The following is a 23,509-nucleotide window of genomic DNA, read 5'->3' as shown; positions in this document are numbered from 1 at the left end:
ACAAGGCCGCCACAGCTACCCGTTTCCTCAGCCGTGTTGGCGCCCGCTCAGGTTTCGACCTCTTTGATTTCCGCCCGCCAATAATCCGGCTGCGCATAAGCGCGCCGCAGGAAGTCGACAAAGGCGCGTATCCGCAGCGGCAAATGTCGCCGCTGGGCAAATACCGCGTGGATATCGTTGCCCGGCGCCGCATAATCGTCGAGCACCGTCACCAGTTTCCCCGCCTCGAGGTGCGCGCCGACTTCCCACATCGAGCGCCAGGCCAGGCCTTTCCCGTCCAGCGCCCAGTCGTGCAGGACTTCCCCATCGTTGCAAACCATGTTGCCGGCCACCTTCAGCGTCACCGTTTTGTTGTGCTCGCGAAAGGTCCAGCCGCGCTGGCTGCCTTCGCTGCTGATTGCCAGGCAGTTGTGGCGCGCCAGGTCGGCCAGCGTGCGCGGCGTGCCGTGGCGCTTCAGGTAGGCGGGGCTCGCCACCACCACGCGCGCATTCTCGGCCAGCTTCACGGCCACCAGGTTCGAGTCGCCAAGGCTGGCGATGCGGATCGCGACATCGACCCCGTCACCGACGACGTCGACCACGCGGTCGTTCAGGTTCAGGTTGACCGTCACCTCGCGGTGTTCGGCCAGGAAAGAGGGCAGCAGGGGGGCCACGTGCTGGCGTCCGAAGCCGGCCGGGGCCGACACCAGCAGGTGCCCCTTCGCATGCGCGCTGCGTTCGGACACGGCCGTCTCCGCCTCTTCCATCTCGGCCAGGATGCGCTGGCAATCCTCGAGAAAGGCCGCGCCTTCGTCGGTCAGGGCGAGGCGCCGCGTCGTCCTCTGCAGCAGCTTCACGCCGAGCCGGCTTTCCAGCGCGTCCAGGCGGCGCCCGATCATCGCCGGCGCGATTCCCTCGGCCCGCGCCGCCGCCGACAGGCTGCCGCGCGCCACCACTTCGACAAAGGTCGAGATTTCCCTGAACTTTCCCACGCCGCTCCTGTAATCGTGATGCACCATCTGTGACAAATACGCACAAATGAAATGCACAAATGTATCGTTTGCCTACTTTCTGTTGAATATACTTGATGATATGGCAAACGCCAAGCTGGCTTATACTGGGCGGCATTGGCCAACCGCTGCACAGGATTTTTGACACCCTTCAAGGAGCACCACATGACCATCGCCACCCCGCAAGGCCTGGAAATCTCGGCCGAGATCAAGCCCGGTTTCGAACAAATCCTCACGCCCGAGGCGCTCGAACTGGTCGCGATGTTGACGCGAAAATTCGAGCCGCGCCGCCAGGAGCTGCTTGCCGCCCGCGTCGAGCGCGCGAAACGCCTGGACGCCGGCGAGCGCCCGGATTTCCTGCCCGAGACCGCCCACATCCGCAACGGCGACTGGAAAATCGCGCCGATCCCGCAAGCGCTGGAGTGCCGCCGCGTTGAAATTACCGGCCCGGTCGAGCGCAAGATGGTCATCAACGCCCTGAACTCGGGCGCCGACAGCTACATGACCGACTTCGAGGATTCGAACACGCCGAACTGGGACAACCAGATTACCGGCCAGATCAACATGCGCGACGCCGTGCGCCGCACGATCTCGCTCGAGCAGAACGGCAAGACCTACAAGCTGAACGACAAGGTCGCGACCCTGGTCGTGCGTCCGCGCGGCTGGCACCTCGACGAAAAGCACGTGCTGGTCGACGGCAAGCGCATCTCGGGCGGCATCTTCGATTTCGCCCTGTTCATGTTCCATAACGCGAAAGAGCAGCTGGCGCGCGGCGCCGGCCCGTACTTCTACCTGCCGAAGATGGAATCGCACCTCGAGGCGCGCCTGTGGAACGACATCTTCATCGCGACGCAAGAGGCGCTGGGCCTGCCGCGTGGCACGATCAAGGCGACCGTGCTGATCGAGACCATCGTCGCTGCCTTCGAGATGGACGAGATCCTGTACGAACTGCGCGAGCACAGCGCCGGCCTGAACGCGGGCCGCTGGGATTACATCTTCTCGTGCATCAAGAAATTTAAGAATGACAAGGACTTCTGCCTGGCCGACCGCCCGAAGGTGACGATGACCGCGCCCTTCATGCGCGCCTATGCCTTGCTGTTGCTGAAGACCTGCCACAAGCGCGGCGCGCCGGCGATCGGCGGCATGGCAGCGCTCATCCCGATCAAGAACGATCCGGAAAAGAACGAGATCGCCATGGGCGGCGTGCGTACCGACAAGGCGCGCGATGCGACCGACGGCTACGACGGCGGCTGGGTCGCCCACCCGGGCCTGGTCGAGCTGGCGATGACGGAATTCAAGAAGGTGCTCGGCGACAAGCCGAACCAGATCGAGAAGCAGCGTCCGGACGTCGAAGTCACTGCCGCGCAACTGCTCGACTTCAAGCCGGAAGCGCCGATCACGGAAGCGGGCCTGCGCTACAACATCAACGTCGGTATCCACTACCTGGGCGCCTGGCTGGCGGGCAATGGCTGCGTGCCGATTCATAACCTGATGGAAGATGCCGCCACCGCCGAGATCAGCCGCTCGCAGGTGTGGCAGTGGATCCGTTCGCCGAAGGGCGTGCTGGACGACGGCCGCAAGGTGACCGCCGAGATGGTGCGCGCGATGATTCCGGAAGAACTGGCGAACGCCAAGGCAGCAGCGCCGAACGGGGACAACCCGAGCTATGCGCGCGCCGCGGAGATCTTCGAGCAAATGTCGACCTCGGAACAGTTCGCGGAATTCCTGACGCTGCCGCTGTACGAAGAAATCTGAGTCAGGCCGGTATGGGAAAAGGCGCCGTCATCGCGACGGCGCCTTTTTTTGCGGGCGTCGTTCGCCTGTGGCATGCATGAGGTGCCCGCATCGGGGGAAGGGTGCGTACCTTCGAAATGTAACTAACCAACACAGGAAAAGCAGCAAAATGCAGCGCCCGGCCACGCACGCGTCCACGCCAGGCTGGCAGGGCCGAAGGGGAGAGGGAGCTGCACGAGGCCGGCAGTGCCGGTTCAGAACACGTTTTTCCATTCACGCAGGGCGGCAAATGCCTGCACCGGCGCGGCCCCACGTTCCAGCTTGCCCGCCGCCAGCAGGGACTCGGCAATGGCCGGCTCGCGGTAACGGATGAACGGATTCGTGCTGCGCTCCAGGCCTATGCTCGAGGGCACCGTCGGCAGCCCGGCCGCGCGCTTGGCGCTCTCGTCGCGCATGCGCAGGACCAGTGCTTCGTTGTCCGGCTCGACGGCCAGCGCGAAGCGCAGGTTCGACAGCGTGTATTCGTGCGCGCAATAGACTTCGGTATCCTCGGGCAGGCTGGCGAGCTTGTCGAGCGACGCGGCCATCTGGGCTGGCGTTCCTTCGAACAGGCGGCCGCAGCCGCCGGCGAACAGGGTGTCGCCGCAGAACAGCCAATGCAGGCCCGGCGTGGTACGCACATAGGCGATATGGCCGAGCGTGTGGCCCGGCACCTCGAGCACGGCCAGCTCCAGTCCCAGGCCCGGTACGGTGATGCGGTCGCCTTCGCCCAGCGGCTCGGTCACCGCATCGATGCCGTCGTTACGCGGGCCGAATACCGGCACATCGAAACGGTCGAGCAGGGCGGGCACGCCACCAATGTGGTCAGCATGGTGATGGGTGAGTAGAATGGCGGTAAGGGTCAGGCCGTGCGCGGCGAGCGCCGCCAGGATGGGCGCCGCATCGCCGGGATCGACGACGGCGGCGTTCGACCCGTCGTGGATCAGCCAAAGATAATTATCCTTGAACGCTGGTATGGTCAGGACACTCAAATCATTACGCGCGGCGTGATCGCCGTTGGAATCTGGTCTGGTTTGCATGAGAGGGTGGCATGGATAGCGCTGCGTCAGAAAAATCCATTATAGCGCTCGACGAATGGCTGCTTTCCCCGGCAGGCGCCTATGTGCGCGCCTTCGAGCAGGCTTGCCTCGACGAGCTGACGGCCGATATCTTCGGCTATAACGCGGTCCAGATCGGCGTCTCGCAGATCGACGCCCTGGCCGCGAACCGTATGCCGAACAAGTGGCAGGCGGCAACGCGCACCTCGACCTTCGACGAACTCGAGTTCGCCGCCAGCGGCAAGCAGATCGCCGTGGCCCTCGATTTCGCCGAGCTGCCCTTCGCTTCGCAAAGCCTGGACCTGGTCGTGCTGCCGCACGTGCTCGAGTTCGCGGCCGAGCCGCACCAGGTGCTGCGCGAGGTCGAGCGCGTGCTGATCCCCGAAGGGCAGGTGATCATCTGCGGCTTCAATCCGGCCAGCCTGTGGGGCGTGCGCCAGGGGCTGGGCAAGGTCACGCGCAGCGGCTACCTGCCGGCGGCAGGCGAATTCATCTCTATGCCCCGCATGAAAGACTGGTTAAAATTGTTGAATCTTGGCGTCACGCGCAGCCATTTCGGCTGTTACGCGCCACCGTTTCGCACGGCCCAGTGGATCAACCGCTTCGCGGTGATGGAAGGGGCAGGGCAGAAGTGGTGGCCCTACCTTGGCGCCGTCTACATCGTGCACGCGATCAAGCGCGTGAAAGGCATGCACCTGATCGGGCCGGCGTGGAACAAGAAGTCGAGCCGGGCGCCGCAGGCTGTCCCGGCAACCAACAGAGAATAAAGAATCAAGGAAAGACCGCCTGGCATGACGACGAAAGTGGAAATTTTTACCGATGGCGCCTGCAAGGGCAATCCGGGCGCCGGCGGCTGGGGCGCGCTGCTGGTGGCCGACGGGCACGAGAAGGAAATCTTTGGCGGCGAGCTGAACACGACCAACAACCGCATGGAGTTGAAGGCCGTGATCGAGGCCCTGGGCGTCCTGAACCGGCCCTGCGACGTGGTGCTGCACACCGACAGCCAGTACGTGCAGAAGGGCATCTCGGAATGGATCCACGGCTGGAAGGCACGCGGCTGGAAGACCGCGGCCAAGGAGCCGGTCAAGAACGACGATTTGTGGAAGGCGCTCGACCTGGCCCAGCAGCAGCACACGGTCGAATGGCGCTGGGTACGCGGCCACAACGGCCATCCCGGCAACGAGCGCGCCGACGTGCTGGCGAACCGGGGTGTGACCACCGTACGACGCTGATCCAGGGGCGCATGCGCTATACTCTCGTCTTGCCTTTACTCAAGATTAGCCAGCCATGCGCCAGATTGTCCTCGATACCGAAACCACCGGCCTGAACCCACGCACGGGCGACCGCGTCATCGAAATCGGCTGCGTCGAGCTGGTCAATCGCACGCTCACCGGTAACAATTTTCACGAGTACATCAACCCCGAGCGCGAGTCCGACGAGGCTGCGCTCGCGGTGCACGGCCTGACCACCGAGTTCCTCAGCGACAAGCCGAAATTCCACGAGATCGCCGAGAAGCTTCGCGCCTACATCTCCGGCGCCGAAGTCATCATCCATAACGCGCCGTTCGACCTGGGTTTTCTCAACGCCGAATTCCAGCGGCTCGGCCTGCCGAGTTTTACGTCGCATTGCAGCGGCGTGATCGACACACTGGTCAACGCCAAGGAAATGCATCCGGGCAAACGCAACTCGCTGGACGCCCTCTGCGACCGCTACGGCGTCTCGAACGCCCACCGCAAGCTGCACGGCGCATTGCTCGACTCGGAGCTGCTGGCCGATGTGTATCTCGCCATGACGCGCGGCCAGAACTCGCTGTCGATGGACCACGAGGCGGAATCCACCAGCGACGGCATCGAGCTCGACGCCGTGCCGCTGGGCGAGATCATCGTCGTCGCGGCCAGTGCGGACGAACTGGCATTCCACGACGAAGTGCTTGCCGGCCTCGACAAAGGCGTCAAAGGCGAATGCGTGTGGAGAAATTATTCGCCAAAAGTTTGACGGTAGAGAAAGTTTTTGGCATAATACGCCTCGTTGTCAGGGAGGTTAGCTCAGGGGTAGAGCACTGCATTCACACTGCAGGGGTCGCAAGTTCGAAACTTGCACTTCCCACCAGAATTCTTAGCAAAGTCAAGGGCCTGTAACGTTGCGTTACAGGCCCTTTTGCTTTGTACGGGAAAAGTACGGGAAACATCCCGGTACGTCGCTGGACAATATGGGACTTGCTCAGCATGAGAGCCTTTCGATGGCGACTCGCGAAGAAGCCCCCGTCAACATGCCGCGTGGCGACAAATGGCTGATACCTGAGATACGGTCAGCTACTAGTCTCCTTTGCGGCTGGCCTCCACGGTCGGACATTCACGGCCACCTCTACCGATGAGCAAATCTAACCGGGCGAAAACCAGGCTGTTAGATGCTGTTCCTGCCTGGGCTGTACAGGTACTCTTGGACCAGTCAACCTTATTGGAGCAGCGATGCAAATCCCAACTCTTCCAGGTAGCGGCCGGATCATCCGGATCCGCGAAGTCATGTCGATGACTGGGCTATCGCGGTCAAGTATCTACTCAGCCATCAAGCAGGGCACGTTCCCTGCGCAGCTCAAACCATCAGCTCGCATTGGGCTGGCTGGAGAGCGAGGGGATCCAATAGAGGGAAACACGTCCTCGTGGCCCACAGGCAGGGTGACGATGGCACCTTCGTGGGCCAGACAGCGGAATGAGAGGCAAGACCCAAGCCGAGTTGGGTCAAATTTGCGTGGACATCAATATCGCGGAGATCAGAGTTTGCAACGCGATCGTCAACGCCAAGGGAAGGAAAGGGCAGGACCTTTACCGAGAGGTCGAAATGTCCAAGCAAGAAGCTAACGATCGGATGTTTGCCTGTTTCGAAACGGCAAAAAGATTAACTGACAACGGCGCGCACCCTGCACCTTAATCGTCATTTGTCCATGCCCGGCTCCGGCCGGGTAGAAAGGATTGATCATGAAAGATCCACGTCTCATCGTGGGACTCACCAGGCAAGGTGATGAGCCCTCGTTGCTAATCAGTCGTAATGACAACGATTTGCTCAACAACATCAATTTGGAGCTGAAGTATCTCAATAGCTTGGGGGCGCTGGGTGCTCAGGCGATGGTTGGCGAATACACGCTTCTGCTGCTTCACGCTGCGCATCCTCAAGATTTCGTCCCGTACCCGGCTCTGGTGCCGCAAGACATGCAGATGCACAGGCCAATCGATCTCGTGAACTACCTGATCGAACAAACCAAGCTCCGTAAAACCCGGCAGCTGATTCCCGCGATTGAAATCGCGCTGGCGGTTTATCAGGAAGAGTTGAAGAGCACTTCGATTCCGCAACAGTGGCTAATGTTCAAGGAAGTCTTCGAACGCTTATACCCCGACTGAGCCATCCCGGGCTCACGGCAAGAGAAACGACCAGGCCTGATCATGTCGACGACAAGATAAGGCCTCGATCTTTGACCTTCCTTGCTGCATCGAACCGGATTTCCCCGCCTCAAGGCGAGGTGCGATTCCCCAAAAGCATGCCACAGTGACGCTCGCTGACTGGGGCTTCATCACGCCGGCCTTTTCCGAGACCTCGCGTCCTCTTGAGCTTCACGTAGTCGATCATGGACTGGCGCCGATGTCCGTGTGGAGAATCCTGGCCAGCGTCTCCGCATGCGCGCCCGCGGCAGGCAGGCGCTCTCTTGCCCAGTCGAGCCGATCGCTCTCGGAAAGCTCCCCAGTCCGGCAAGAACCGCCCGGGCCGAAGACCCCGTCTTCTCCACTGGTGCTGTATTGATCAGCAGCTGCAGGGACGCCGCTGAATGGTATCCGGAGCCTGCGTACAGCAGCCGCTCGGCCGCCGCAGGCTCCACCTTCCAGAGACGGTCTGCTGCGAACACGCCCAGCGATTCCGTAGCCGTTCCTGCAAAAGTTCATGCCAGGCAATGCAGCGCGCTGTATTCGGTGGCGCTTCCAGTTCACGATCGCGCCTTTTGCCTCCTCACCCTGCGTCAGGCGTCCATTCGCCAGCGCCGGCCCTATTTTTCACACAGCCGAACTTCGTTTCATATTGCGAAAAATTGGACGCCTGTTCGCCGTTCGTATGATCCCATTCTTCAAAACCACCTTCCACATTGCAAAAAGAGTCATACAAGCGATTGAAAACAAAGGAATAAAAGATTCTGGTAAGTCTTATATAAGACAGAAGATATCCGAGCGTATTCATTTATGATGAACCCATCCCGGCGCAGTTCGCGAGCACAGCTCAGCGGCGGACGCCACAGGTTTCGATTCATCTTTCATGGAGTGTCATCATGTCCCAGTACCAGAACGATATCCAGGCCATCACCAGTCTCAAGCAGCAGCAGGGCGAGGGCTGGAACGCCATCAATCCCGAGTCGGCGGCCCGCATGCGCGCGCAGAACCGGTTCCAGACCGGCCTCGATATTGCCCGCTACACGGCGGGCATCATGCGGCGCGACATGGCGGCCTACGATGCCGATCCGTCCCAATACACCCAGTCGCTGGGATGCTGGCACGGCTTCATCGGCCAGCAGAAGATGATCTCCATTAAAAAGCACTTCAACAACACCGACCGCCGCTATCTGTACCTGTCGGGCTGGATGATTGCGGCATTGCGTTCCGAGTTCGGCCCGCTGCCGGACCAGTCGATGCACGAGAAGACCGCGGTCGCCGCGCTGATCCGCGAGCTCTACACCTTCCTGCGCCAGGCCGACGCGCGCGAACTCGGCGGCCTGTTCCGCCAGCTCGATGCCGCCGAAGGACCGGCGCGCGCTGCCATCCAGGACAAGATCGACAATTTCGTCACCCACGTGGTGCCGATCATCGCCGACATCGACGCCGGCTTCGGCAATGCCGAGGCGACCTACCTGATGGCCAAGCAGATGATCGAAGCGGGTGCCTGCTGCATCCAGATCGAGAACCAGGTGTCGGACGAGAAGCAGTGCGGCCACCAGGACGGCAAGGTCACCGTGCCGCATGAAGACTTCCTCGCCAAGATCCGTGCCGTGCGCTACGCCTTCCTGGAACTGGGCGTCGACGACGGCCTGATCGTGGCGCGTACCGATTCGCTGGGCGCCGGTCTCACCAAGCAGATCGCCTACACCCGCGAGCCGGGCGACCTGGGCGACCAGTACAACAGCTTCCTCGATGCCGAAGAGGTCTCGCTCGATGCCCTGGGCAACGGCGACGTGATCATCAAGCGCGACGGCAAGCTGCTGCGTCCCAAGCGCCTGCCGAGCAACCTGTTCCAGTTCCGCGAAGGCACCGGGGAGGCGCGTTGCGTCCTCGACTGCATCACCTCGTTGCAGAACGGCGCCGACCTGTTGTGGATCGAGACCGAGAAGCCGCACATCGCCCAGATCGGCGGCATGGTCAAGGAAATCCGCAAGGTCATCCCGAACGCGAAGCTGGTCTACAACAACAGCCCGTCCTTCAACTGGACGCTGAACTTCCGCCAGCAGGTCTTCGACAGCATGAAGGCCGAGGGCGCGGACGTCTCGAAATACGAGCGCTCGCAGCTGATGAGCGCCGAGTACGACGAGTCGGAACTGGCGCGCGAGGCCGACGAGCGTATCCGCACGTTCCAGGCGGACGCCGCACGCGAAGCGGGCATCTTCCACCACCTGATCACGCTGCCGACCTATCACACCGCCGCGCTGTCGACCGATAACCTGGCCAAGGAATACTTTGGCGAGCAGGGCATGCTGGGCTATGTGGCCGGCGTGCAGCGCAAGGAAATCCGCCAGGGTATCGCCTGCGTCAAGCACCAGAACATGTCGGGCTCCGACCTGGGCGACGACCACAAGGAATACTTCAGCGGCGAGGCAGCGCTGAAGGCGTCCGGCAAACACAACACGATGAACCAGTTCTGACGCATAGCACTGCACAGGCCCGCCACGGCGGGCTTTTTTTTCGTGATCCATTTGTGCGCCATACCGAGGAAACCACATGAGCAACATGAACGACGAAAGCCGCGACGCCCTGGCGCTCGCGAACGCCAGCCCGCGCCCTGTCGGGCGGGTCGGCATCATTGGCGCCAACGCGATGGGCGCCGGTATCGCCATCAACCTGCTGGAGGCCGGCATCCCGGTCACGCTCTTCGAAACCGGGCGCGAAACGCTCGACCAGGGGATGGCGCAGGTCCGGTCGGCCGGCCGGCGCATGGCCCTGCTGGCGGGGACGGTCAACTTTCATCACCTGAAAGACTGCGACCTGATCATCGAAGCCGTGCGCACCGACATGGCCGGCAAGGAGAAGCTGTTCCGCAGACTGGACCAGGTGGCAAAGCCCGGCGCGATACTGATAGCGCTTGCGAGCCAGCGCGGCGTGGACCAGGTTGCCGGCTGCACGCGGCGCAGCGGCGAGGTGCTCGGCTTGCATCGCGCCGGTCCTGGCGACGCAGGCGGAACCTGGGAAGTCGTTTGCGGCAAACGGACCTCGGCGCAGGCCCTGGCCACCGCGATCGCCTTCGCTCCCATGTTCCGCGCGGTGGCGCCGGTGGCCGATGGCGAGGCCTGGCGCGTCGATCTGATACTGGAATAGCCGGCCTGTGCGCCAGCCGCCCAGGGCAGGGCGGCTCAACCTGCTTTAACGCTGCGGAGGCTGGCGCCGGGTGCCGATCGGCCCGATCTGCTTCTCGATCAGTTCCAGCATGACCTGGGCCGCAATCGACAGCGCCTGGTCCTTGCGCTTGACGACCAGGATGGGACGCGTCTGTTCGTGTGCGTCCAGGGGGATCGCGGCCAGGTCCAGCTGGCGGAACTGGAACAGGGTCAGCTCGGGTACGATGCTCACGCCCAGGCCTTGCTCCACCAGGCCGGCCACCGTCGCCAGGTGTTCCACTTCGAAGCCCGAATGCACGGTCTCGATGGCGCGCAGCAGGATGTCGACATGTTGGCGCACGCTCGAAGATTTGGCGAGATGAATGAGTTCCTGTCCGGCCAGGTCGGCCGCCTTCAGGCGGCGCCTGCGGGCCAGCGGGTGGTCGCGCCGGCACACCAGGTAGAAGGGATCGCTGCCCAGCACCCGCGATTCGAACTCGTTGAAATTCGCGCCCGGTGCCGTCAGCACGAGATCGGCCTTGTGCTGGCGCAGCAGCGCCAGGCATTGATCGGACAAGGCATCGTGCAGGGTCACGGCCACGCCCGGATACTGGCGCCGGTACTGCGCGATCACGGCGGGCAGGGCGCGCGCCGCCAGCGAAGGCAGGGCCGCGATCGACACCCGTCCGCGCCGCCGCGCCACGTAATCGGCCATGTCGTCGAAGGCCGCTTCGAATTCGGCGATCAGCGAGCGTGCCACCTCGGAAAACAGTTCGCCTTCCGGGGTCAGCGTGACATTGCGCGTGTCGCGCTCGAACAGCCGCGTGCCCGTCGCTTCCTCGAGCTTGCGGATCATCGCGCTGAAGGCCGGCTGCGAGGTATGGCAGCGTTCGGCCGCACGCGTGAAATGCCGGGTCTCCTCGAGCGCGACGAAGGCATACAGCAGCCTGGTCGAGATATTGGTCGTCATCCTGCCTGCCTGTGATTCATCCGAAAACCGGATCAATCCATCTGAAATGACCATTGTACTTAATTAGTCGGGCGCGCCACACTGTGAAGCAGGGAAGTGCATTGCCAGGGAGCGTCCATGAAACGAATCAGAATCGGGGCCGGTGCCGGCTACTCCGGCGACCGTCTCGAGCCCGCCGTGGAGCTGGTCGAAAAAGGCGATCTCGACTACCTCATTTTCGAGTGCCTCGCCGAACGCACGATCGCGCTTGCCCAGCGGGCGCGCATGCAGGATCCGGCGGGGGGCTACGATCCGCTGCTCGCGGAGCGCATGCGGGCAGTGCTGGCCCAGTGCAGTGAACAGGGCATCCGGATCGTGACCAACATGGGCGCCGCCAATCCGCTGGCCGCGGCCGCCATGGTGCGCGAGATCGCCCGGTCGATGGGGCTGGAAGGCCTGAAGGTCGCGGCGGTCATCGGCGACGACGTGCTCGATACGCTGCGCGCCGGGCAGTTCATGGACGACACCGGCCAGCCGGTCAGCCGCCTCGGCGAACGCCTGCTGTCCGCGAACGCCTATCTCGGCGCGCAGCCGCTGGTCGAGGCGCTGGCCGCCGGCGCCGATGTCGTCATCACCGGCCGCGCCGCCGATCCGGCCCTGGTGCTGGCCCCGCTGATTCATGAATTCGGCTGGGCCATGGACGACTGGCAGCGGCTGGGGCAGGGCACGCTGGTGGGACACCTGCTGGAATGCGCCGGGCAGATCACCGGCGGCTATTTCGCCGATCCCGGGTACAAGGACGTGGCCGGCCTGGCGCGGCTGGGCTTTCCCATCGGCGAAGTGGCCGAGGACGGCAGCGTCGTCATCACCAAGGTGGAAGGCAGCGGCGGGCAGGTGACGGCCGCCACCTGCAAGGAACAGCTGCTCTACGAGATCCACGATCCGCGCGCCTACCTGACACCGGACGTGGTCGCCGATTTCTCCGGGGTGCGGATCACGGAAATCGGCCCCGACCGGGTGCTGGTCGAAGGCGCCACCGGCCATCCGCGCCCGGATACGCTGAAGGTCTCGATCGGCTACATCGACAGCTATATCGGCGAGGGCCAGATGTCATACGCCGGTCCGGGGGCGCTGAACCGGGCGCGCCTGGCGCTGTCCATCGTCGAGGAGCGCCTGAAGATCACCGGCGTGCAGGCCAGCGAGATCCGCTACGACATCCTGGGCGTGAACGCCATGCACCGCGACCGGCTGGCCGCGCCGCATCCGGAACCGTACGAGGTGCGCATCCGCGTGGCCGGACGCACCGACAGCCTGCGTGAAGCGGCGCGCATCGCCAACGAAGTGGAAAGCCTGTACACCTGCGGCCCGGCGGGCGGCGGCGGCGCCTTCAAGTCGGCGCGCGATATCGTCGCGGTATTATCGACCCTGCTGCCGCGCGACGCCGTGCAGGCATCCGTCCACTTCGGGGAGAACCAGCATGCTGTTACGTGAGATCGCGCATGCGCGCGCCGGCGACAAGGGCAATATCTCGAATATTTCCGTGATCGCTTACGACCCGCAGGACTATCCGCGGCTGGAAAACTACCTCACCGCCGAGCGCGTGAAAGCGCATTTCGCCGATATCGCCGCGGGGGAGGTGCAGCGTTTCGCGCTGCCGGCGCTTGGCGCCCTGAACTTCGTCCTGCACGATGCCCTGAGCGGCGGCGTCACCCGTTCGCTCGCCCTGGACGCCCATGGTAAAACCCTGAGTTCGGCGATCCTCAGCCTCGACATTCCCGACCAGGACAGTCCGACGGTCCTTGCACCCACCGCTTAACATACAAAAACCACCCCTCAAGGAGACAAGTAATGAGTGTCATGAAACTGCGTCATCTGGCCATCCCCGCCGTATGCCTTGCGCTGTCCGCCGCTGCATCGGCCGCCGGCTTCCCGGAAAAACCGATCCACTTCGTCGTGCCCTTCGCGGCCGGCACCGCGACCGACCAGCTGGCGCGCGCACTGGGACAGGCGGTCAGCCAGGAGACGAAGCAGCCGGTCATCGTCGACAACAAGCCCGGCGGGAATGGCTTCATCGGCGCCAACGAGGTGGCGCGCGCCGCGCCGGACGGCTACACGGTCCTCATCGCGACGAATACCACCCACGCGGCTGCGGAGCACCTGTACAAATCCGTGCCCTACGACCCGGTGAAGAGTTTTGCGCCGATTACGGCACTCGGCAAGGGCGGACAGATCATGGTCGTCAATGCCTCGTCTCCCGTGAAGAGCGTGGCCGACTTCATCGCCCTCGCCAAAAAGGAGCCGGGCAAGATCAGCTTCGGCAGCGGCAGTTCGTCGAGCCGGGTGGCGGGCGAACTGTTCCAGCAGCTGGCCCACGTGCAGCTGCTGCATGTTCCCTACAAGAGCAACACCTACGCCATCACCGACCTGCTGGGCGGCCAGATCCAGATGATGATTACCGATTCCGCCACCGGCCTGCCGCATATCAAGAGCGGCAAGCTGCGCGCCCTGGGCTATTCGGAAGGCCACCGCTCGCCGCTGATGCCGGATGTGCCGACGATCGCCGAGGCCGGCGTCAAGGGCTATGACGTCGGTTACTGGTTCGCCGCCTATGCGCCGGCGAAAACGCCGGCGCCGGTGGTCGCCAGGCTCAATGAGCTGCTGAGCAAGGCCGCGAAAAGCCCCGGCGCCAACAGCGGTTTCTACGCGACCAGCGGCACCGCGATCTTCCTGACCTCGCCCGAGGAGCTGGCGGCATTCCAGCAGGCCGAGTCGAAGAAATGGGGTGAGATCATCCGCAAGGCGGGGATCGAAAAAGAATAGCGAGTCGCCGGTCGAGGACCGGCAACAAACAGACGAGGCCAGCTTCCATGCTGGCCTTTTTGCTGGGGCCACTACAAGCTGTGCCTGACGTGCGCGATCCCCAGTTCCTCGTAGATTTCGTAGATCACTTCCAGCATGTTGACCAGCTCCGGTGAGCGGTCCATGTGGCGCGCGCTGAAGATGATCGGCGAGACCGCCGTGACTTCGTCGAGCGGCCGGTAGACGACGTCGGTGCGGATCATGCCCTGCAGGCTTTGCGGAACGACGGCCACGCCCTGGCCGGCGCCCACCAGGCCGACCGCGATCTGCAGTTCGCGCACCTCCAGCACCGTTTGCGGCACCAGGTTGCGTTCCTTGAAGGTGGCCAGCACCTGGTCGGCAAAACTCGGACGGGGCGCTTTCGGGTAGACCAGCAGCGTCTCCTGCGCCACCTGCGACAGCTTCAGGGGACCCTCGATCGCGCTCAGGCGGTGCCCGACGGGCAGGGCCACGATCAAGGCTTCTTCGCGCAACACAATGCGGCGGATCGCCGGATCTTCACTCTTGAGCCGGCCGAAGCCGACATCGATCCTTCCCTCCTTGAGCGCCTGCAGCTGTTCCATCGTGGTCAGCTCGTGGAAGCTGATCTCGAGCGACTGGTAGCGGTTGCGAAAGCGCCGCACGATCTCCGGCAACAGCCCGTACAAGGTCGACGCGACGAAGCCGATCGCGAATTTGCGGTCGATCTTGCCGACGCGCTGGGTCATGGCCTTCAGGTCGGAGGCCTTGGCCAGCAGTTCGGCGGCATGGGCATGGAAGAACTTGCCGGCCTCGGTCAGGCGCACCGGCCGCGAACCCTTTTCGATCAGCACCACGCCCAGTTCTTCTTCCAGCTGCTGGATCTGCCGGCTCAGCGGCGGCTGCGCGATGTGCAGGCGTGCGGCCGCGCGCGTGAAGTTCTTTTCGTCGGCGACGGCGACGAAATAGCGCAGGTGGCGCAGCTCCATGTTCATACCTCCAGGGTATCGAAGCGATACCAAATCAGTGTTGGACGGTCATCATGTTCAGGAATATCGTGTATTCACTTATCCCATTATACGAATTAAATATGATCCGCGAAATCGAAACCACGCTTGTCGACGTCCCGACCATCCGGCCGCACAAGCTCTCCGTCGCGACCATGAACACGCAGACGCTGGTCCTGGTCCGGGTCCGTTGCGACGACGGCATCGAAGGCTGGGGCGAGGCGACCACGATCGGTGGCCTCAACTACGGCGAAGAAAGCCCGGAGAGCATCAAGGCGAACATCGACGCCCACATCGCGCCGCTGATCATGAACATGGACGCTTCGAAGGTCGCGCTCGTGATGAAAAAGCTGCGCAAGACCATCCAGGGCAACCGCTTCGCCAAATGCGCGATCGAGACGGCGCTGCTCGACGCGCAAGGCCAGCGCCTCGGCGTGCCGCTCTCCGAACTGCTTGGCGGCCGGGTGCGCGACAGCGTGCCGGTGGCCTGGACCCTGGCCAGCGGCGACACGGCGAAGGACATCGCCGAGGCCGAGGCGATGCTGGAAAAGCGCCGCCACCGCATTTTCAAGCTCAAGATCGGCGCGCGCGCCCTGCAGGAAGACGTGGACCACGTGCTCGCCATCAAGCGCGCCCTCGGCGACCGCGCCAGCGTGCGGGTCGACGTCAACCAGGCCTGGAACGAACTCGATGCCGTGCGCGGTATCGCCCAGCTGGAAGCCGGCGGCATCGACCTGGTCGAGCAGCCGGTGCGCGCCGAGAACCGCGCCGGGATGCGCCGCCTGGCGGCCCGCTTCGACGTGGCGCTGATGGCCGACGAGGCGCTGCATGGCCCGCTCGACGCCTTCGACATCGCCCGCAACCACGGTGCCGACGTGTTCGCCGTGAAGATCGCCCAGTCCGGCGGCCTGTTCCCGGCGAAGGAGGTCGCCACCGTCGCCCAGCTGGCCGGCATCGGCCTGTACGGCGGCACGATGCTGGAGGGCGGCATCGGTACCGCCGCCACGGCGCACCTGTGCGCCACCTTCACCGACCTGTCCTGGGACACCGAGCTTTTCGGGCCACTGCTGCTGACCGAGGAAGTGCTGGAAGAGCCGCTGGTCTACGCCGACTTCGCCTTGCAGGTGCCGTCGAAGCCGGGCCTGGGCGTGCGCGTCGACGCCGCCAGGCTGCGCCGCATGCGCCGCCGTTGAACCCAAATACAAGAGGAGACCACCATGCTGTTTCACGTAACGATGGAAGTCCAGCTGCCGCAGTCGATGCCGAAAGACCAGGCCGACGCCCTGAAGGCGCAAGAAAAGGCGCTCGCGCAGCGCCTGCAGGAAGAGGGCAGCTGGCGCCACCTGTGGCGCGTCGCCGGCCAGTACGCCAACGTCAGCATCTTCGACGTGCCCGGCAACGAAGAATTGCACGCGCTGTTGATGTCGCTGCCGCTGTTCCCTTACATGCGGATCGCGGTCACGCCCCTGTGCCGCCACCCCTCGTCCGTCCGCGCTGGCGACCTGTAATCCGAAACCAGTCCAATCCTAGGAGACAAACATGAACCACCAACAAATCGACCTGCTGGCCAAACAATGGATCGTCGACGCCGCCGACCGTCCCGCCAACCCGCGCGTGCAGGCCATCGTCCTGCGCCTGGTCGCCGACCTGTGCAAGGCGATGGAAGACCTCGACATCCAGCCGAGCGAATTCTGGAAGGGCGTCGAATTCCTCACCAACGCCGGCAAGAACAATGAACTGGGCCTGCTGACCCCGGGCCTGGGCCTGGAGCGCTTCATGGACATCCGCGCCGACGAGGCGGAAGCGCGCGCCGGCATCGAAGGCGGCACGCCGCGCACCATCGAAGGTCCGCTGTACGTGGCCGGCGCGCCGGAGGCCAAAGGCTTTGCGCGCCTCGACGACGGGACCGAGAGCGGGCAGGGCGAGGTACTGTTCATGCAGGGTACCGTGTTCGATGCCGACGGCAACGCGGTGCCGGGCGCGAAAGTCGAAGTCTGGCACGCCAACCTGCTCGGGAATTACTCCTTCTTCGATTCCACTCAATCGCACTTCAACCTGCGCCGCACGATCGTCACCGACGACCAGGGCCGCTACGCTTTCCAGACCATCATGCCCAAGGGTTATGGCTGTCCGCCGGGCGGCAGCACCGCGACGCTGCTCGACCAGTTGGGCCGCCACGGCCAGCGCCCGGCCCACATCCACTTTTTTGTCAGCGCCCCCGGCCAGCGCAAGCTGACCACGCAAATCAACATCGACGGCGATGAATACCTGTGGGACGACTTCGCATTCGCCAGCCGCGAAGGCCTGGTGCCGCCGGTCACCCGCGTGGAGGACCCGGCAGCGATTGCCGCGCGTGGCCAGGACAAGCCCTTCGCATCGATCGATTTCGATTTCCGCCTGCACCGCGACATCGAAGCCGCACCGAGCGCACAAGTCGAGCGCCAGCGCGCCGCGGCATAAGCGAAGCCTGAGAGGAGAACACCATGATCCCGATCCATCCCGTGCCTGCACGTCCCACGGCCAGCAACATCGACCTCGACGCGCTGCTGGTTGAAAATCACGAAACCGGCGACCACCGCCTGCACCGCAGCGCGTTCACCGATCCGGAACTGTTCGAACTCGAGATGAAGCACATCTTCGAGGGTAACTGGATCTACCTGGCCCATGAAAGCCAGATCCCGAACAACAACGACTACTACACGCTGCAGATGGGCCGGCAGCCGGTGTTCATCGCACGCAACCGCCAGGGCGAGCTGAACGCCTTCATCAATGCCTGCAGCCACCGCGGCGCCCAGCTCTGCCGGCTGAAGCGCGGCAACAAGGCGACCTATACCTGCCCCTTCCACGGCTGGACTTTCAATAACAGCGGCAAGCTGCTGAAGGTGAAGGACCCGGAAGACGCGGGCTATCCGGACTGCTTCAACAAGGAAGGCTCGCACGACCTGAAAAAGCTGGCGCGCTTCGCCAACTACAAGGGCTTCCTGTTCGGCAGCCTGAACCCGGACGTGCCCTCGATCGAGGAATTCCTCGGCGAGGCCGGCAAGATCATCGACATGATCGTCAACCAGTCGCCCGACGGCCTGGAAGTGCTGCGCGGCGCCTCGACCTATACCTTCGAGGGCAACTGGAAGCTGCAGGCCGAGAACGGCGCCGACGGCTACCACGTCTCGGCCGTGCACTGGAACTACGCCGCCACGACCAATCGCAGGAAGGAAGAGGCCGAGCGCGAAGACAAGATCCGCGCCATGGATGCCGGCAAGTGGGGTCGCCAGGGCGGCGGCTTCTATGCCTTCGACCACGGCCACATGCTGCTCTGGACCAAGTGGGCCAATCCCGAAGACCGGCCGAACTACCCGCGCCACGCCGAGTATGCGGCGCAGTACGGCAAGCCGACCGCCGACTGGATGGTCGAGCGCTCGCGCAATCTGTGCCTGTACCCGAACGTCTACCTGATGGACCAGTTCGGGTCCCAGATCCGCGTGCTGCGCCCGATCGCGGTCGACAAGACGGAAGTCACGATCTACTGCATCGCGCCGAAAGGCGAATCCGACGAGGCGCGTGCCCGCCGCATCCGCCAGTACGAGGACTTCTTCAACGTCAGCGGCATGGCCACGCCCGACGACCTGGAAGAATTCCGCGCCTGCCAGACCGGCTACGCCGGCAGCGCCATGCCCTGGAACGACATGTGCCGCGGGGCCAAACAGTGGATCCAGGGCCCGGACGAGGCGGCCAGGGAAATCGGCCTGGCGCCGGTGCTGAGCGGCGTGCGCACCGAGGACGAGGGGCTATATACGGTGCAGCACCGCTACTGGCTCGACGTCATGAAGAATGCCAAAGCGGCCCAGGGAGAGCAGCCATGAGCGCCATCGCCATCACTGACGTCGCGGCATTCCTGTACCGCGAAGCGCGCCTGCTGGACGACGAGGCCTGGGACGAGTGGCTCGACTGCTACCACCCGGACGCGCAGTTCTGGATGCCATCCTGGGACGACGACGGCCAGCTGGTCTCAAACCCGCAGCGCGAGATCTCGCTGATCTACTACCCGACGCGCCAGGGCCTGGAAGACCGCGTATTCCGGATCAAGACCGAACGCTCGAGCGCTACGGTGCCGGACACGCGTACCAGCCACAACATCGCCAACATCGAAATCGAGAAGCAGGAAGGAACAGTGGTCACGGTGCGCTTCAACTGGCACACGCTGAGCCACCGCTACAAGACCGATTTTTCCTATTTCGGCATGTCGCGCTACGTGATCGATTTCGCCGGCAGCCAGCCGAAGATCCTGGACAAGTACATCGTTCTGAAGAATGACTACATCCACCAGGTGATCGACGTGTATCACATCTGAACAGCCACATCCAAGCAGCGTTACCCAAGCTTCACACATCGCCGCAACGCAGCCCGGCAGGGCGGTCCGCGGCCAAGGAGACACCATGAGCCATCACATCGCCCTGCAGTTCGAAGACGGGATCACCCGCTTCATCGCGTGCAACGACAAGGAGACCCTGTCCGACGCCGCCTATCGCCAGCGCGTCAACATTCCGCTGGACTGCCGCGACGGCGCCTGCGGCACCTGCCGCGCCCATTGCGAGTCCGGGAGCTACGACATGCCGGAGTCCAGCTATATCGAAGACGCGCTCGAAGCCGCCGACGCGGCCAAGGGTTTCGTGCTGGCCTGCCAGATGCGCCCCAAAAGCGATTGCGTGGTCAAGATCCTGGCCACCTCGCAGGCCTGCAAGTCGGGCGCCCACAGCTATGGCGGCAAGATCGCTTCGGTCGAGCAGTTCTCGCCTTCGACCATCCGCTTCGCCATCGACCTGGACGATGGCGCGGCCCCCGGCTTCCTGCCCGGCCAGTACGTGAACGTCCAGATTCCCGGTACCGAGCAGACGCGCTCCTACTCCTTCAGTTCGGCGCCCGGCGCCGGCCGCGTCGAATTCGTCGTGCGTAACGTGCCGAACGGGCGCATGAGCGACTACCTCGCCAACCAGGCGGGCGCGGGCGACGCCATCAGCTTCCTCGGCCCCTTCGGCAGTTTTTACCTGCGCCCGGTCGCGCGGCCGGTCCTGTTCCTCGCCGGCGGCACCGGCATCGCGCCTTTCCTGTCGATGCTGCGCAGCCTCGAACAAAGCGGTTTCGCCCATCCGGTGCGCCTGGTCTATGCGGTCACCAACGACTTCGACCTGATCGGCCTCGATGAACTCGAGCGCATCGCGGCAGCCCATCCGAACTTCACTTACGTCACCTGCGTGGCGGCGCCCGAGAGCACGCATCCGCGCAAGGGCTATGCCACGGCCCATGTCGAGCCAGCCTGGATGAACGACGGCGACGTCGACGTCTACCTGTGCGGCCCGCCGCCGATGGTGGACGCCGTGCGCGGCTGGCTGGGCGACATCGGCGTCACGCCCGCCAGTTTCCATTACGAGAAATTCTCGCCGAATGCAGGAGCTTAGTGATGACGAACCAAAACCGTTTTGAAGGCAAGGCCGTCGTCGTTACCGGCGCGGCCCAGGGCATCGGGCGCGGCGTCGCGCTGGCCGCGGCGCGCGAAGGTGCGCAGCTGGTGCTGGCCGACCGCGCCCGGGTGCTGGAGGAAACCGGCGCCGAGGCGCAGGCGCTGGGCGCCCTGGTCACGCTCGCCAACGTCGACCTCGAGACGTATGCTGGCGCGAGCGCACTGATGGAGACGGCCTTGCGCGAATTCGGCCGCATCGACGTGCTGGTGAATAACGTCGGCGGCACCATCTGGGCCAAACCTTATCAGGAATACGAGGAAGCGCAGATCGAGGCCGAGATCCGGCGCTCGCTGTTCCCGACCCTGTGGTGCTGCCGCGCCGTACTGCCGGCGATGATCGCGCAGAAGGGCGGGGCGATCGTCAACATCTCCTCGGTGGCGACGCGCGGCATTCACCGGATTCCCTATTCGGCCGCCAAGGGCGGCGTCAATGCGCTGACCGCCAGCCTGGCCTTCGAGCATGCGCAGGACGGCATCCGCGTCAACGCGGTGGCGACCGGCGGCACAGAGGCGCCGCCCCGGATCGTCCCGCGCAATCCGAACCCGCTGAGCGCACAGGAGCAGGCCTGGTACCAGGGCATCGTCGATCAGACCGTCGAGTCGAGCCTGATGCACCGGTATGGGACGATCGACGAGCAGGTACGCGCGATCCTGTTCCTGGCCTCCGACGAGGCGTCCTACATCACCGGCAGCGTGCTGCCGGTGGCCGGCGGCGACCAGGGGTGAACATGACGACCATTCCTGTCAACGGCGCCACCCTCAACGTCCGCTGCGATGGCGAGCGCAGCCGCCCGGCCGTCGTCTTCTCGAATTCCCTCGGCACCGACCTGTCGATGTGGGACGCCCAGGCCGCGGTGCTGGCCACGCGCTTTTACGTGGTGCGCTACGACACCCGCGGCCATGGCGGCTCAGTCGGCACATCCGGTGCGCCGGCCGGACCGTACACGGTCGAACTCCTCGGGAGCGACGTGCTCGGGCTACTCGATCACCTCGACATCGAACGCGCGCATTTTGTCGGCCTGTCGATGGGCGGCGTGATCGGCCAGTGGCTCGGCGCGCATGCGCCGGGCCGCCTCCAGAAGCTGGTGCTGGCCAATACGGCGTCGAAGATCGGCACGCGCGAGGGCTGGCAGGCGAGGGCCGCGGCGGTGCGCGCCGAGGGCATGAACGAGATTGCCGCGGGCTCGCCTGCGCGCTGGTTCACGCCCGGCTTCGTCGGGCGCCAGCCGGTCGTGGTGGGCAGCATGCAAAAGACCGTGCGCGGACTCGACCCGGAAGGCTATGCGGCCTGCTGCGAAGCGCTCGCGATGGCCGACCTGACGCCGGACCTGCGCCGGATCGAGGCGAGCACGCTGGTGATCGCCGGCACGGACGACCCGGTGACCACGGTTGCCCACGCGTGCGCGCTGACAGCTGCAATCAAGGGCGCGACCATGGCGACCCTGCCGGCCTCGCACCTCTCGAACGTCGAGGCGCCGGACCGGTTCACCGACGCCGTCGCATCCTTCCTGCTGGCCTGAACCGGCCGCGTACGATTCACTACCGGAGACACGCATGCTACAGACTGGTCATCGAAGGCCGGCGGATGCCTTGCCCGCCGTATCCCAGGCCGCCGGCGCCGGCGGCCGGTCCTGGTCCGACTGGTCGGCTTCCAGCGTCACGGCGGGCTTTCTCGCCGTGCTGGTGTCCTTCACCGGACCGCTCGCGATCTTCTACCAGGCAGCCCAGGCGGCCCAGGTCGACGGCGCCGGCTTCGCTTCCTGGGTCTGGGGCATCTCGATCGGCGCTGCCGTGTCGGGCATCGTCCTCTCCTGGGTGCTGCGGGCCCCGATCATCACCGCCTGGTCGGCGCCGGGCACGGCCCTGCTGATCACGCTGTTCCCCGGCCTGTCGCTGAACGAAGCGGTCGGCGCTTACCTGACGGCCGCCGCGATCCTGCTGGCGATCGGCTTGTCCGGCAGTTTCGACCGCGTCATGGCCCATGTGCCGAAGGGTGTCGCCAGCGGCATGATGGCCGGGATCCTGCTGCCCTTCGGCCTGAATGCCTTCCGCTCGACCGCCACGCTGCCGCTGCTGGCCTGCGGCATGATCATCGCCTGGCTGGCCTTCCGGCGCTTGGCGCCGCGCTACAGCGTCATGCTGCTGCTGGTCGCCGGCGTGCTGCTCGCGTTCCTGCTCGATACCACCCATTTCTCGCGCGTCGAGCTGAAGCTGGTCGCCCCGCAATTCATCGCGCCCGCCTGGTCCTGGGCCAGCACCTTCAGCCTGGCCTTGCCGCTGGTGCTGGTGACGCTCGCCGGCCAGTACCTGCCGGGCATGGCAGTGCTGAAATCCTCCGGCTACGACACCAACGTGCGCCAGATCATGGCGGTCAACAGCCTGGTCTCGCTGGCGGTGGCGGTCACCGGCGGCATCACGATCGCGATCGCCGCGATCACCGCCGCGATGTGCACCGGGCCGGACGCCCATGAGGACCCGCGCCGGCGCTACGTGGCCGGCATCGCCAACGGGGTGTTCTACCTGCTGGCGGGCCTGTGCGGCGGCTCGATCGTGATGCTGTTCGCGGCGCTGCCGAAGGAACTGGTCGTCACGCTGGCCGGCCTGGCCCTGCTCGGGCCGATAACCGCCAACCTGGCGGCAGTCAATGCGGCGGAAGACCACCGCGAGGCCGCCGTCATCACCTTTCTCGCCACCGCATCGGGCATGAGCTTCCTCGGCCTCGGCTCAGCCTTCTGGGGGATCGTGATCGGCATGCTCGCCTACTGGATGTTGCACCTTCAGAGATCGAAAAACCCGCAGTAAAGAGCGTTTCGCACCAAAACCCAACGATAACGGAGACAAG

Annotated in this window: 24 protein-coding genes, 1 tRNA gene and 1 pseudogene; 22 read left to right on the top strand and 4 right to left on the bottom strand. The window is 64.4% G+C overall.

Annotation, left to right across the window (positions count from 1 at the left end):
- Positions 1 to 47: 47 nt before the first annotated feature.
- Positions 48 to 971 carry a LysR family transcriptional regulator gene (locus ACI48I_RS17745; RefSeq protein WP_498574949.1) on the bottom strand — a complete coding sequence of 308 codons (924 nt, stop codon included), beginning with the start codon at positions 969 to 971 and terminating at the stop codon, positions 48 to 50.
- 183 nt (positions 972 to 1,154) lie between these two features.
- Here ACI48I_RS17745 and aceB point away from each other — a divergent pair, with 183 nt between their 5' ends.
- Positions 1,155 to 2,744 carry a malate synthase A gene (aceB, locus tag ACI48I_RS17740; RefSeq protein ID WP_193686039.1) on the top strand — a complete coding sequence of 530 codons (1,590 nt, stop codon included), beginning with the start codon at positions 1,155 to 1,157 and terminating at the stop codon, positions 2,742 to 2,744.
- 233 nt (positions 2,745 to 2,977) lie between these two features.
- Here aceB and gloB read toward each other — a convergent pair whose 3' ends face one another.
- A complete protein-coding gene (gene gloB / locus ACI48I_RS17735; RefSeq protein WP_498574948.1) occupies positions 2,978 to 3,802 on the bottom strand; it encodes a hydroxyacylglutathione hydrolase in 825 nt (274 codons plus the stop codon).
- A gap of 11 nt (positions 3,803 to 3,813) precedes the next feature.
- On the opposite strand from gloB, the gene ACI48I_RS17730 reads away from it, so the two are divergent.
- The 9 genes and pseudogenes from ACI48I_RS17730 to ACI48I_RS17690 all read left to right on the top strand — a co-directional run bounded on the left by ACI48I_RS17730 (position 3,814) and on the right by ACI48I_RS17690 (position 10,380).
- Entirely contained in the window at positions 3,814 to 4,587 is a 774-nt protein-coding gene (locus ACI48I_RS17730) for a class I SAM-dependent methyltransferase (RefSeq protein ID WP_498574947.1), read from the top strand.
- Between the two features lie 24 nt (positions 4,588 to 4,611).
- On the top strand, positions 4,612 to 5,052 hold the full coding sequence (rnhA, locus tag ACI48I_RS17725; RefSeq protein WP_193686036.1) for a ribonuclease HI: 441 nt from the start codon (positions 4,612 to 4,614) through the stop codon (positions 5,050 to 5,052).
- Between the two features lie 55 nt (positions 5,053 to 5,107).
- Positions 5,108 to 5,815, top strand: a complete 708-nt coding sequence (gene dnaQ / locus ACI48I_RS17720; RefSeq protein ID WP_193686035.1) for a DNA polymerase III subunit epsilon — start codon at positions 5,108 to 5,110, stop codon at positions 5,813 to 5,815.
- A 39-nt stretch (positions 5,816 to 5,854) separates the two neighbouring features.
- Positions 5,855 to 5,929: transfer RNA gene (locus tag ACI48I_RS17715), tRNA-Val, on the top strand.
- Positions 5,930 to 6,288: 359 nt separating this feature from the next.
- Positions 6,289 to 6,411, top strand: a pseudogene (locus ACI48I_RS17710) (AlpA family phage regulatory protein); the annotation flags it as partial.
- A gap of 118 nt (positions 6,412 to 6,529) precedes the next feature.
- A complete protein-coding gene (locus ACI48I_RS17705; protein WP_227496783.1) occupies positions 6,530 to 6,748 on the top strand; it encodes a hypothetical protein in 219 nt (72 codons plus the stop codon).
- A gap of 47 nt (positions 6,749 to 6,795) precedes the next feature.
- Positions 6,796 to 7,215 carry a hypothetical protein gene (locus tag ACI48I_RS17700; protein WP_193686033.1) on the top strand — a complete coding sequence of 140 codons (420 nt, stop codon included), beginning with the start codon at positions 6,796 to 6,798 and terminating at the stop codon, positions 7,213 to 7,215.
- Between the two features lie 914 nt (positions 7,216 to 8,129).
- Positions 8,130 to 9,710: an isocitrate lyase gene (locus ACI48I_RS17695; protein ID WP_193686032.1), complete on the top strand. Its 1,581-nt coding sequence runs from the start codon at positions 8,130 to 8,132 to the stop codon at positions 9,708 to 9,710.
- A 76-nt stretch (positions 9,711 to 9,786) separates the two neighbouring features.
- Positions 9,787 to 10,380, top strand: a complete 594-nt coding sequence (locus tag ACI48I_RS17690; RefSeq protein ID WP_193686031.1) for a 3-hydroxyacyl-CoA dehydrogenase NAD-binding domain-containing protein — start codon at positions 9,787 to 9,789, stop codon at positions 10,378 to 10,380.
- A 45-nt stretch (positions 10,381 to 10,425) separates the two neighbouring features.
- Here the strand turns inward: ACI48I_RS17690 and ACI48I_RS17685 are convergent, their stop codons facing one another.
- On the bottom strand, positions 10,426 to 11,349 hold the full coding sequence (locus tag ACI48I_RS17685) for a LysR family transcriptional regulator (protein ID WP_498574946.1): 924 nt from the start codon (positions 11,347 to 11,349) through the stop codon (positions 10,426 to 10,428).
- A 117-nt stretch (positions 11,350 to 11,466) separates the two neighbouring features.
- Between ACI48I_RS17685 and ACI48I_RS17680 the strand changes: the two genes are divergently transcribed.
- Genes ACI48I_RS17680 through ACI48I_RS17670 form a run of 3 tightly spaced genes read left to right on the top strand, consistent with a single transcriptional unit; the run spans position 11,467 to position 14,148 of the window.
- Positions 11,467 to 12,819: an acyclic terpene utilization AtuA family protein gene (locus ACI48I_RS17680; RefSeq protein WP_498574945.1), complete on the top strand. Its 1,353-nt coding sequence runs from the start codon at positions 11,467 to 11,469 to the stop codon at positions 12,817 to 12,819.
- The gene (locus ACI48I_RS17675; protein ID WP_193686028.1) at positions 12,806 to 13,144 is read left to right on the top strand and encodes an AtuA-related protein; all 339 of its coding nucleotides are present in this window, start codon (positions 12,806 to 12,808) and stop codon (positions 13,142 to 13,144) included. The genes ACI48I_RS17680 and ACI48I_RS17675 overlap by 14 nt, the downstream gene beginning before the upstream one ends.
- A gap of 41 nt (positions 13,145 to 13,185) precedes the next feature.
- Complete coding sequence (locus tag ACI48I_RS17670) at positions 13,186 to 14,148, top strand: Bug family tripartite tricarboxylate transporter substrate binding protein (protein ID WP_193689086.1); 963 nt, start codon at positions 13,186 to 13,188, stop codon at positions 14,146 to 14,148.
- A gap of 71 nt (positions 14,149 to 14,219) precedes the next feature.
- On the opposite strand, the gene ACI48I_RS17665 is transcribed toward ACI48I_RS17670, so the two are convergent.
- Positions 14,220 to 15,134, bottom strand: coding sequence for a LysR family transcriptional regulator (locus ACI48I_RS17665; protein WP_498574944.1), 915 nt, complete (start codon positions 15,132 to 15,134; stop codon positions 14,220 to 14,222).
- Between the two features lie 101 nt (positions 15,135 to 15,235).
- Here ACI48I_RS17665 and ACI48I_RS17660 point away from each other — a divergent pair, with 101 nt between their 5' ends.
- From ACI48I_RS17660 to ACI48I_RS17620, 9 genes are all read left to right on the top strand, one after another.
- On the top strand, positions 15,236 to 16,345 hold the full coding sequence (locus ACI48I_RS17660; RefSeq protein WP_498574943.1) for a muconate/chloromuconate family cycloisomerase: 1,110 nt from the start codon (positions 15,236 to 15,238) through the stop codon (positions 16,343 to 16,345).
- 24 nt (positions 16,346 to 16,369) lie between these two features.
- Complete coding sequence (gene catC, locus ACI48I_RS17655; protein ID WP_193686025.1) at positions 16,370 to 16,660, top strand: muconolactone Delta-isomerase; 291 nt, start codon at positions 16,370 to 16,372, stop codon at positions 16,658 to 16,660.
- Positions 16,661 to 16,691: 31 nt separating this feature from the next.
- Complete coding sequence (gene catA / locus ACI48I_RS17650) at positions 16,692 to 17,612, top strand: catechol 1,2-dioxygenase (RefSeq protein ID WP_498574942.1); 921 nt, start codon at positions 16,692 to 16,694, stop codon at positions 17,610 to 17,612.
- Between the two features lie 23 nt (positions 17,613 to 17,635).
- Positions 17,636 to 19,012, top strand: a complete 1,377-nt coding sequence (gene benA, locus ACI48I_RS17645; RefSeq protein WP_193686023.1) for a benzoate 1,2-dioxygenase large subunit — start codon at positions 17,636 to 17,638, stop codon at positions 19,010 to 19,012.
- Complete coding sequence (gene benB / locus ACI48I_RS17640; RefSeq protein WP_498574941.1) at positions 19,009 to 19,500, top strand: benzoate 1,2-dioxygenase small subunit; 492 nt, start codon at positions 19,009 to 19,011, stop codon at positions 19,498 to 19,500. Before benA ends, benB begins: the two co-directional genes overlap by 4 nt.
- Before the next feature lie 85 nt (positions 19,501 to 19,585).
- Positions 19,586 to 20,605: a benzoate 1,2-dioxygenase electron transfer component BenC gene (gene benC, locus ACI48I_RS17635; RefSeq protein WP_498574940.1), complete on the top strand. Its 1,020-nt coding sequence runs from the start codon at positions 19,586 to 19,588 to the stop codon at positions 20,603 to 20,605.
- Positions 20,606 to 20,607: 2 nt separating this feature from the next.
- Positions 20,608 to 21,393: a 1,6-dihydroxycyclohexa-2,4-diene-1-carboxylate dehydrogenase gene (locus ACI48I_RS17630; RefSeq protein WP_498574939.1), complete on the top strand. Its 786-nt coding sequence runs from the start codon at positions 20,608 to 20,610 to the stop codon at positions 21,391 to 21,393.
- A 2-nt stretch (positions 21,394 to 21,395) separates the two neighbouring features.
- Positions 21,396 to 22,187, top strand: coding sequence for a 3-oxoadipate enol-lactonase (gene pcaD, locus ACI48I_RS17625; protein ID WP_498574938.1), 792 nt, complete (start codon positions 21,396 to 21,398; stop codon positions 22,185 to 22,187).
- A 34-nt stretch (positions 22,188 to 22,221) separates the two neighbouring features.
- Positions 22,222 to 23,469, top strand: coding sequence for a benzoate/H(+) symporter BenE family transporter (locus tag ACI48I_RS17620; RefSeq protein ID WP_498574937.1), 1,248 nt, complete (start codon positions 22,222 to 22,224; stop codon positions 23,467 to 23,469).
- Positions 23,470 to 23,509: the final 40 nt, after the last annotated feature.

It is taken from the genome of Massilia sp. LXY-5 (assembly GCF_059801075.1).
The sequence above is the reverse complement of the archived record's forward strand: the minus strand, read 5'-3'. Positions and strand labels throughout refer to the sequence as shown.

Bases quoted from the DNA above. Each gene is read 5' to 3' on its own strand.
- aceB (WP_193686039.1), top strand. From the start codon at position 1,155: ATGACCATCGCCACCCCGCAAGGCCTGGAAATCTCGGCCGAGATCAAG.
- gloB (WP_498574948.1), bottom strand. From the start codon at position 3,802: ATGCAAACCAGACCAGATTCCAACGGCGATCACGCCGCGCGTAATGAT.
- ACI48I_RS17730 (WP_498574947.1), top strand. From the start codon at position 3,814: ATGGATAGCGCTGCGTCAGAAAAATCCATTATAGCGCTCGACGAATGG.
- rnhA (WP_193686036.1), top strand. From the start codon at position 4,612: ATGACGACGAAAGTGGAAATTTTTACCGATGGCGCCTGCAAGGGCAAT.
- dnaQ (WP_193686035.1), top strand. From the start codon at position 5,108: ATGCGCCAGATTGTCCTCGATACCGAAACCACCGGCCTGAACCCACGC.
- ACI48I_RS17705 (WP_227496783.1), top strand. From the start codon at position 6,530: ATGAGAGGCAAGACCCAAGCCGAGTTGGGTCAAATTTGCGTGGACATC.
- ACI48I_RS17700 (WP_193686033.1), top strand. From the start codon at position 6,796: ATGAAAGATCCACGTCTCATCGTGGGACTCACCAGGCAAGGTGATGAG.
- ACI48I_RS17695 (WP_193686032.1), top strand. From the start codon at position 8,130: ATGTCCCAGTACCAGAACGATATCCAGGCCATCACCAGTCTCAAGCAG.
- ACI48I_RS17690 (WP_193686031.1), top strand. From the start codon at position 9,787: ATGAGCAACATGAACGACGAAAGCCGCGACGCCCTGGCGCTCGCGAAC.
- ACI48I_RS17685 (WP_498574946.1), bottom strand. From the start codon at position 11,349: ATGACGACCAATATCTCGACCAGGCTGCTGTATGCCTTCGTCGCGCTC.
- ACI48I_RS17680 (WP_498574945.1), top strand. From the start codon at position 11,467: ATGAAACGAATCAGAATCGGGGCCGGTGCCGGCTACTCCGGCGACCGT.
- ACI48I_RS17675 (WP_193686028.1), top strand. From the start codon at position 12,806: ATGCTGTTACGTGAGATCGCGCATGCGCGCGCCGGCGACAAGGGCAAT.
- ACI48I_RS17670 (WP_193689086.1), top strand. From the start codon at position 13,186: ATGAAACTGCGTCATCTGGCCATCCCCGCCGTATGCCTTGCGCTGTCC.
- ACI48I_RS17665 (WP_498574944.1), bottom strand. From the start codon at position 15,134: ATGGAGCTGCGCCACCTGCGCTATTTCGTCGCCGTCGCCGACGAAAAG.
- ACI48I_RS17660 (WP_498574943.1), top strand. From the start codon at position 15,236: ATGATCCGCGAAATCGAAACCACGCTTGTCGACGTCCCGACCATCCGG.
- catC (WP_193686025.1), top strand. From the start codon at position 16,370: ATGCTGTTTCACGTAACGATGGAAGTCCAGCTGCCGCAGTCGATGCCG.
- catA (WP_498574942.1), top strand. From the start codon at position 16,692: ATGAACCACCAACAAATCGACCTGCTGGCCAAACAATGGATCGTCGAC.
- benA (WP_193686023.1), top strand. From the start codon at position 17,636: ATGATCCCGATCCATCCCGTGCCTGCACGTCCCACGGCCAGCAACATC.
- benB (WP_498574941.1), top strand. From the start codon at position 19,009: ATGAGCGCCATCGCCATCACTGACGTCGCGGCATTCCTGTACCGCGAA.
- benC (WP_498574940.1), top strand. From the start codon at position 19,586: ATGAGCCATCACATCGCCCTGCAGTTCGAAGACGGGATCACCCGCTTC.
- ACI48I_RS17630 (WP_498574939.1), top strand. From the start codon at position 20,608: ATGACGAACCAAAACCGTTTTGAAGGCAAGGCCGTCGTCGTTACCGGC.
- pcaD (WP_498574938.1), top strand. From the start codon at position 21,396: ATGACGACCATTCCTGTCAACGGCGCCACCCTCAACGTCCGCTGCGAT.
- ACI48I_RS17620 (WP_498574937.1), top strand. From the start codon at position 22,222: ATGCTACAGACTGGTCATCGAAGGCCGGCGGATGCCTTGCCCGCCGTA.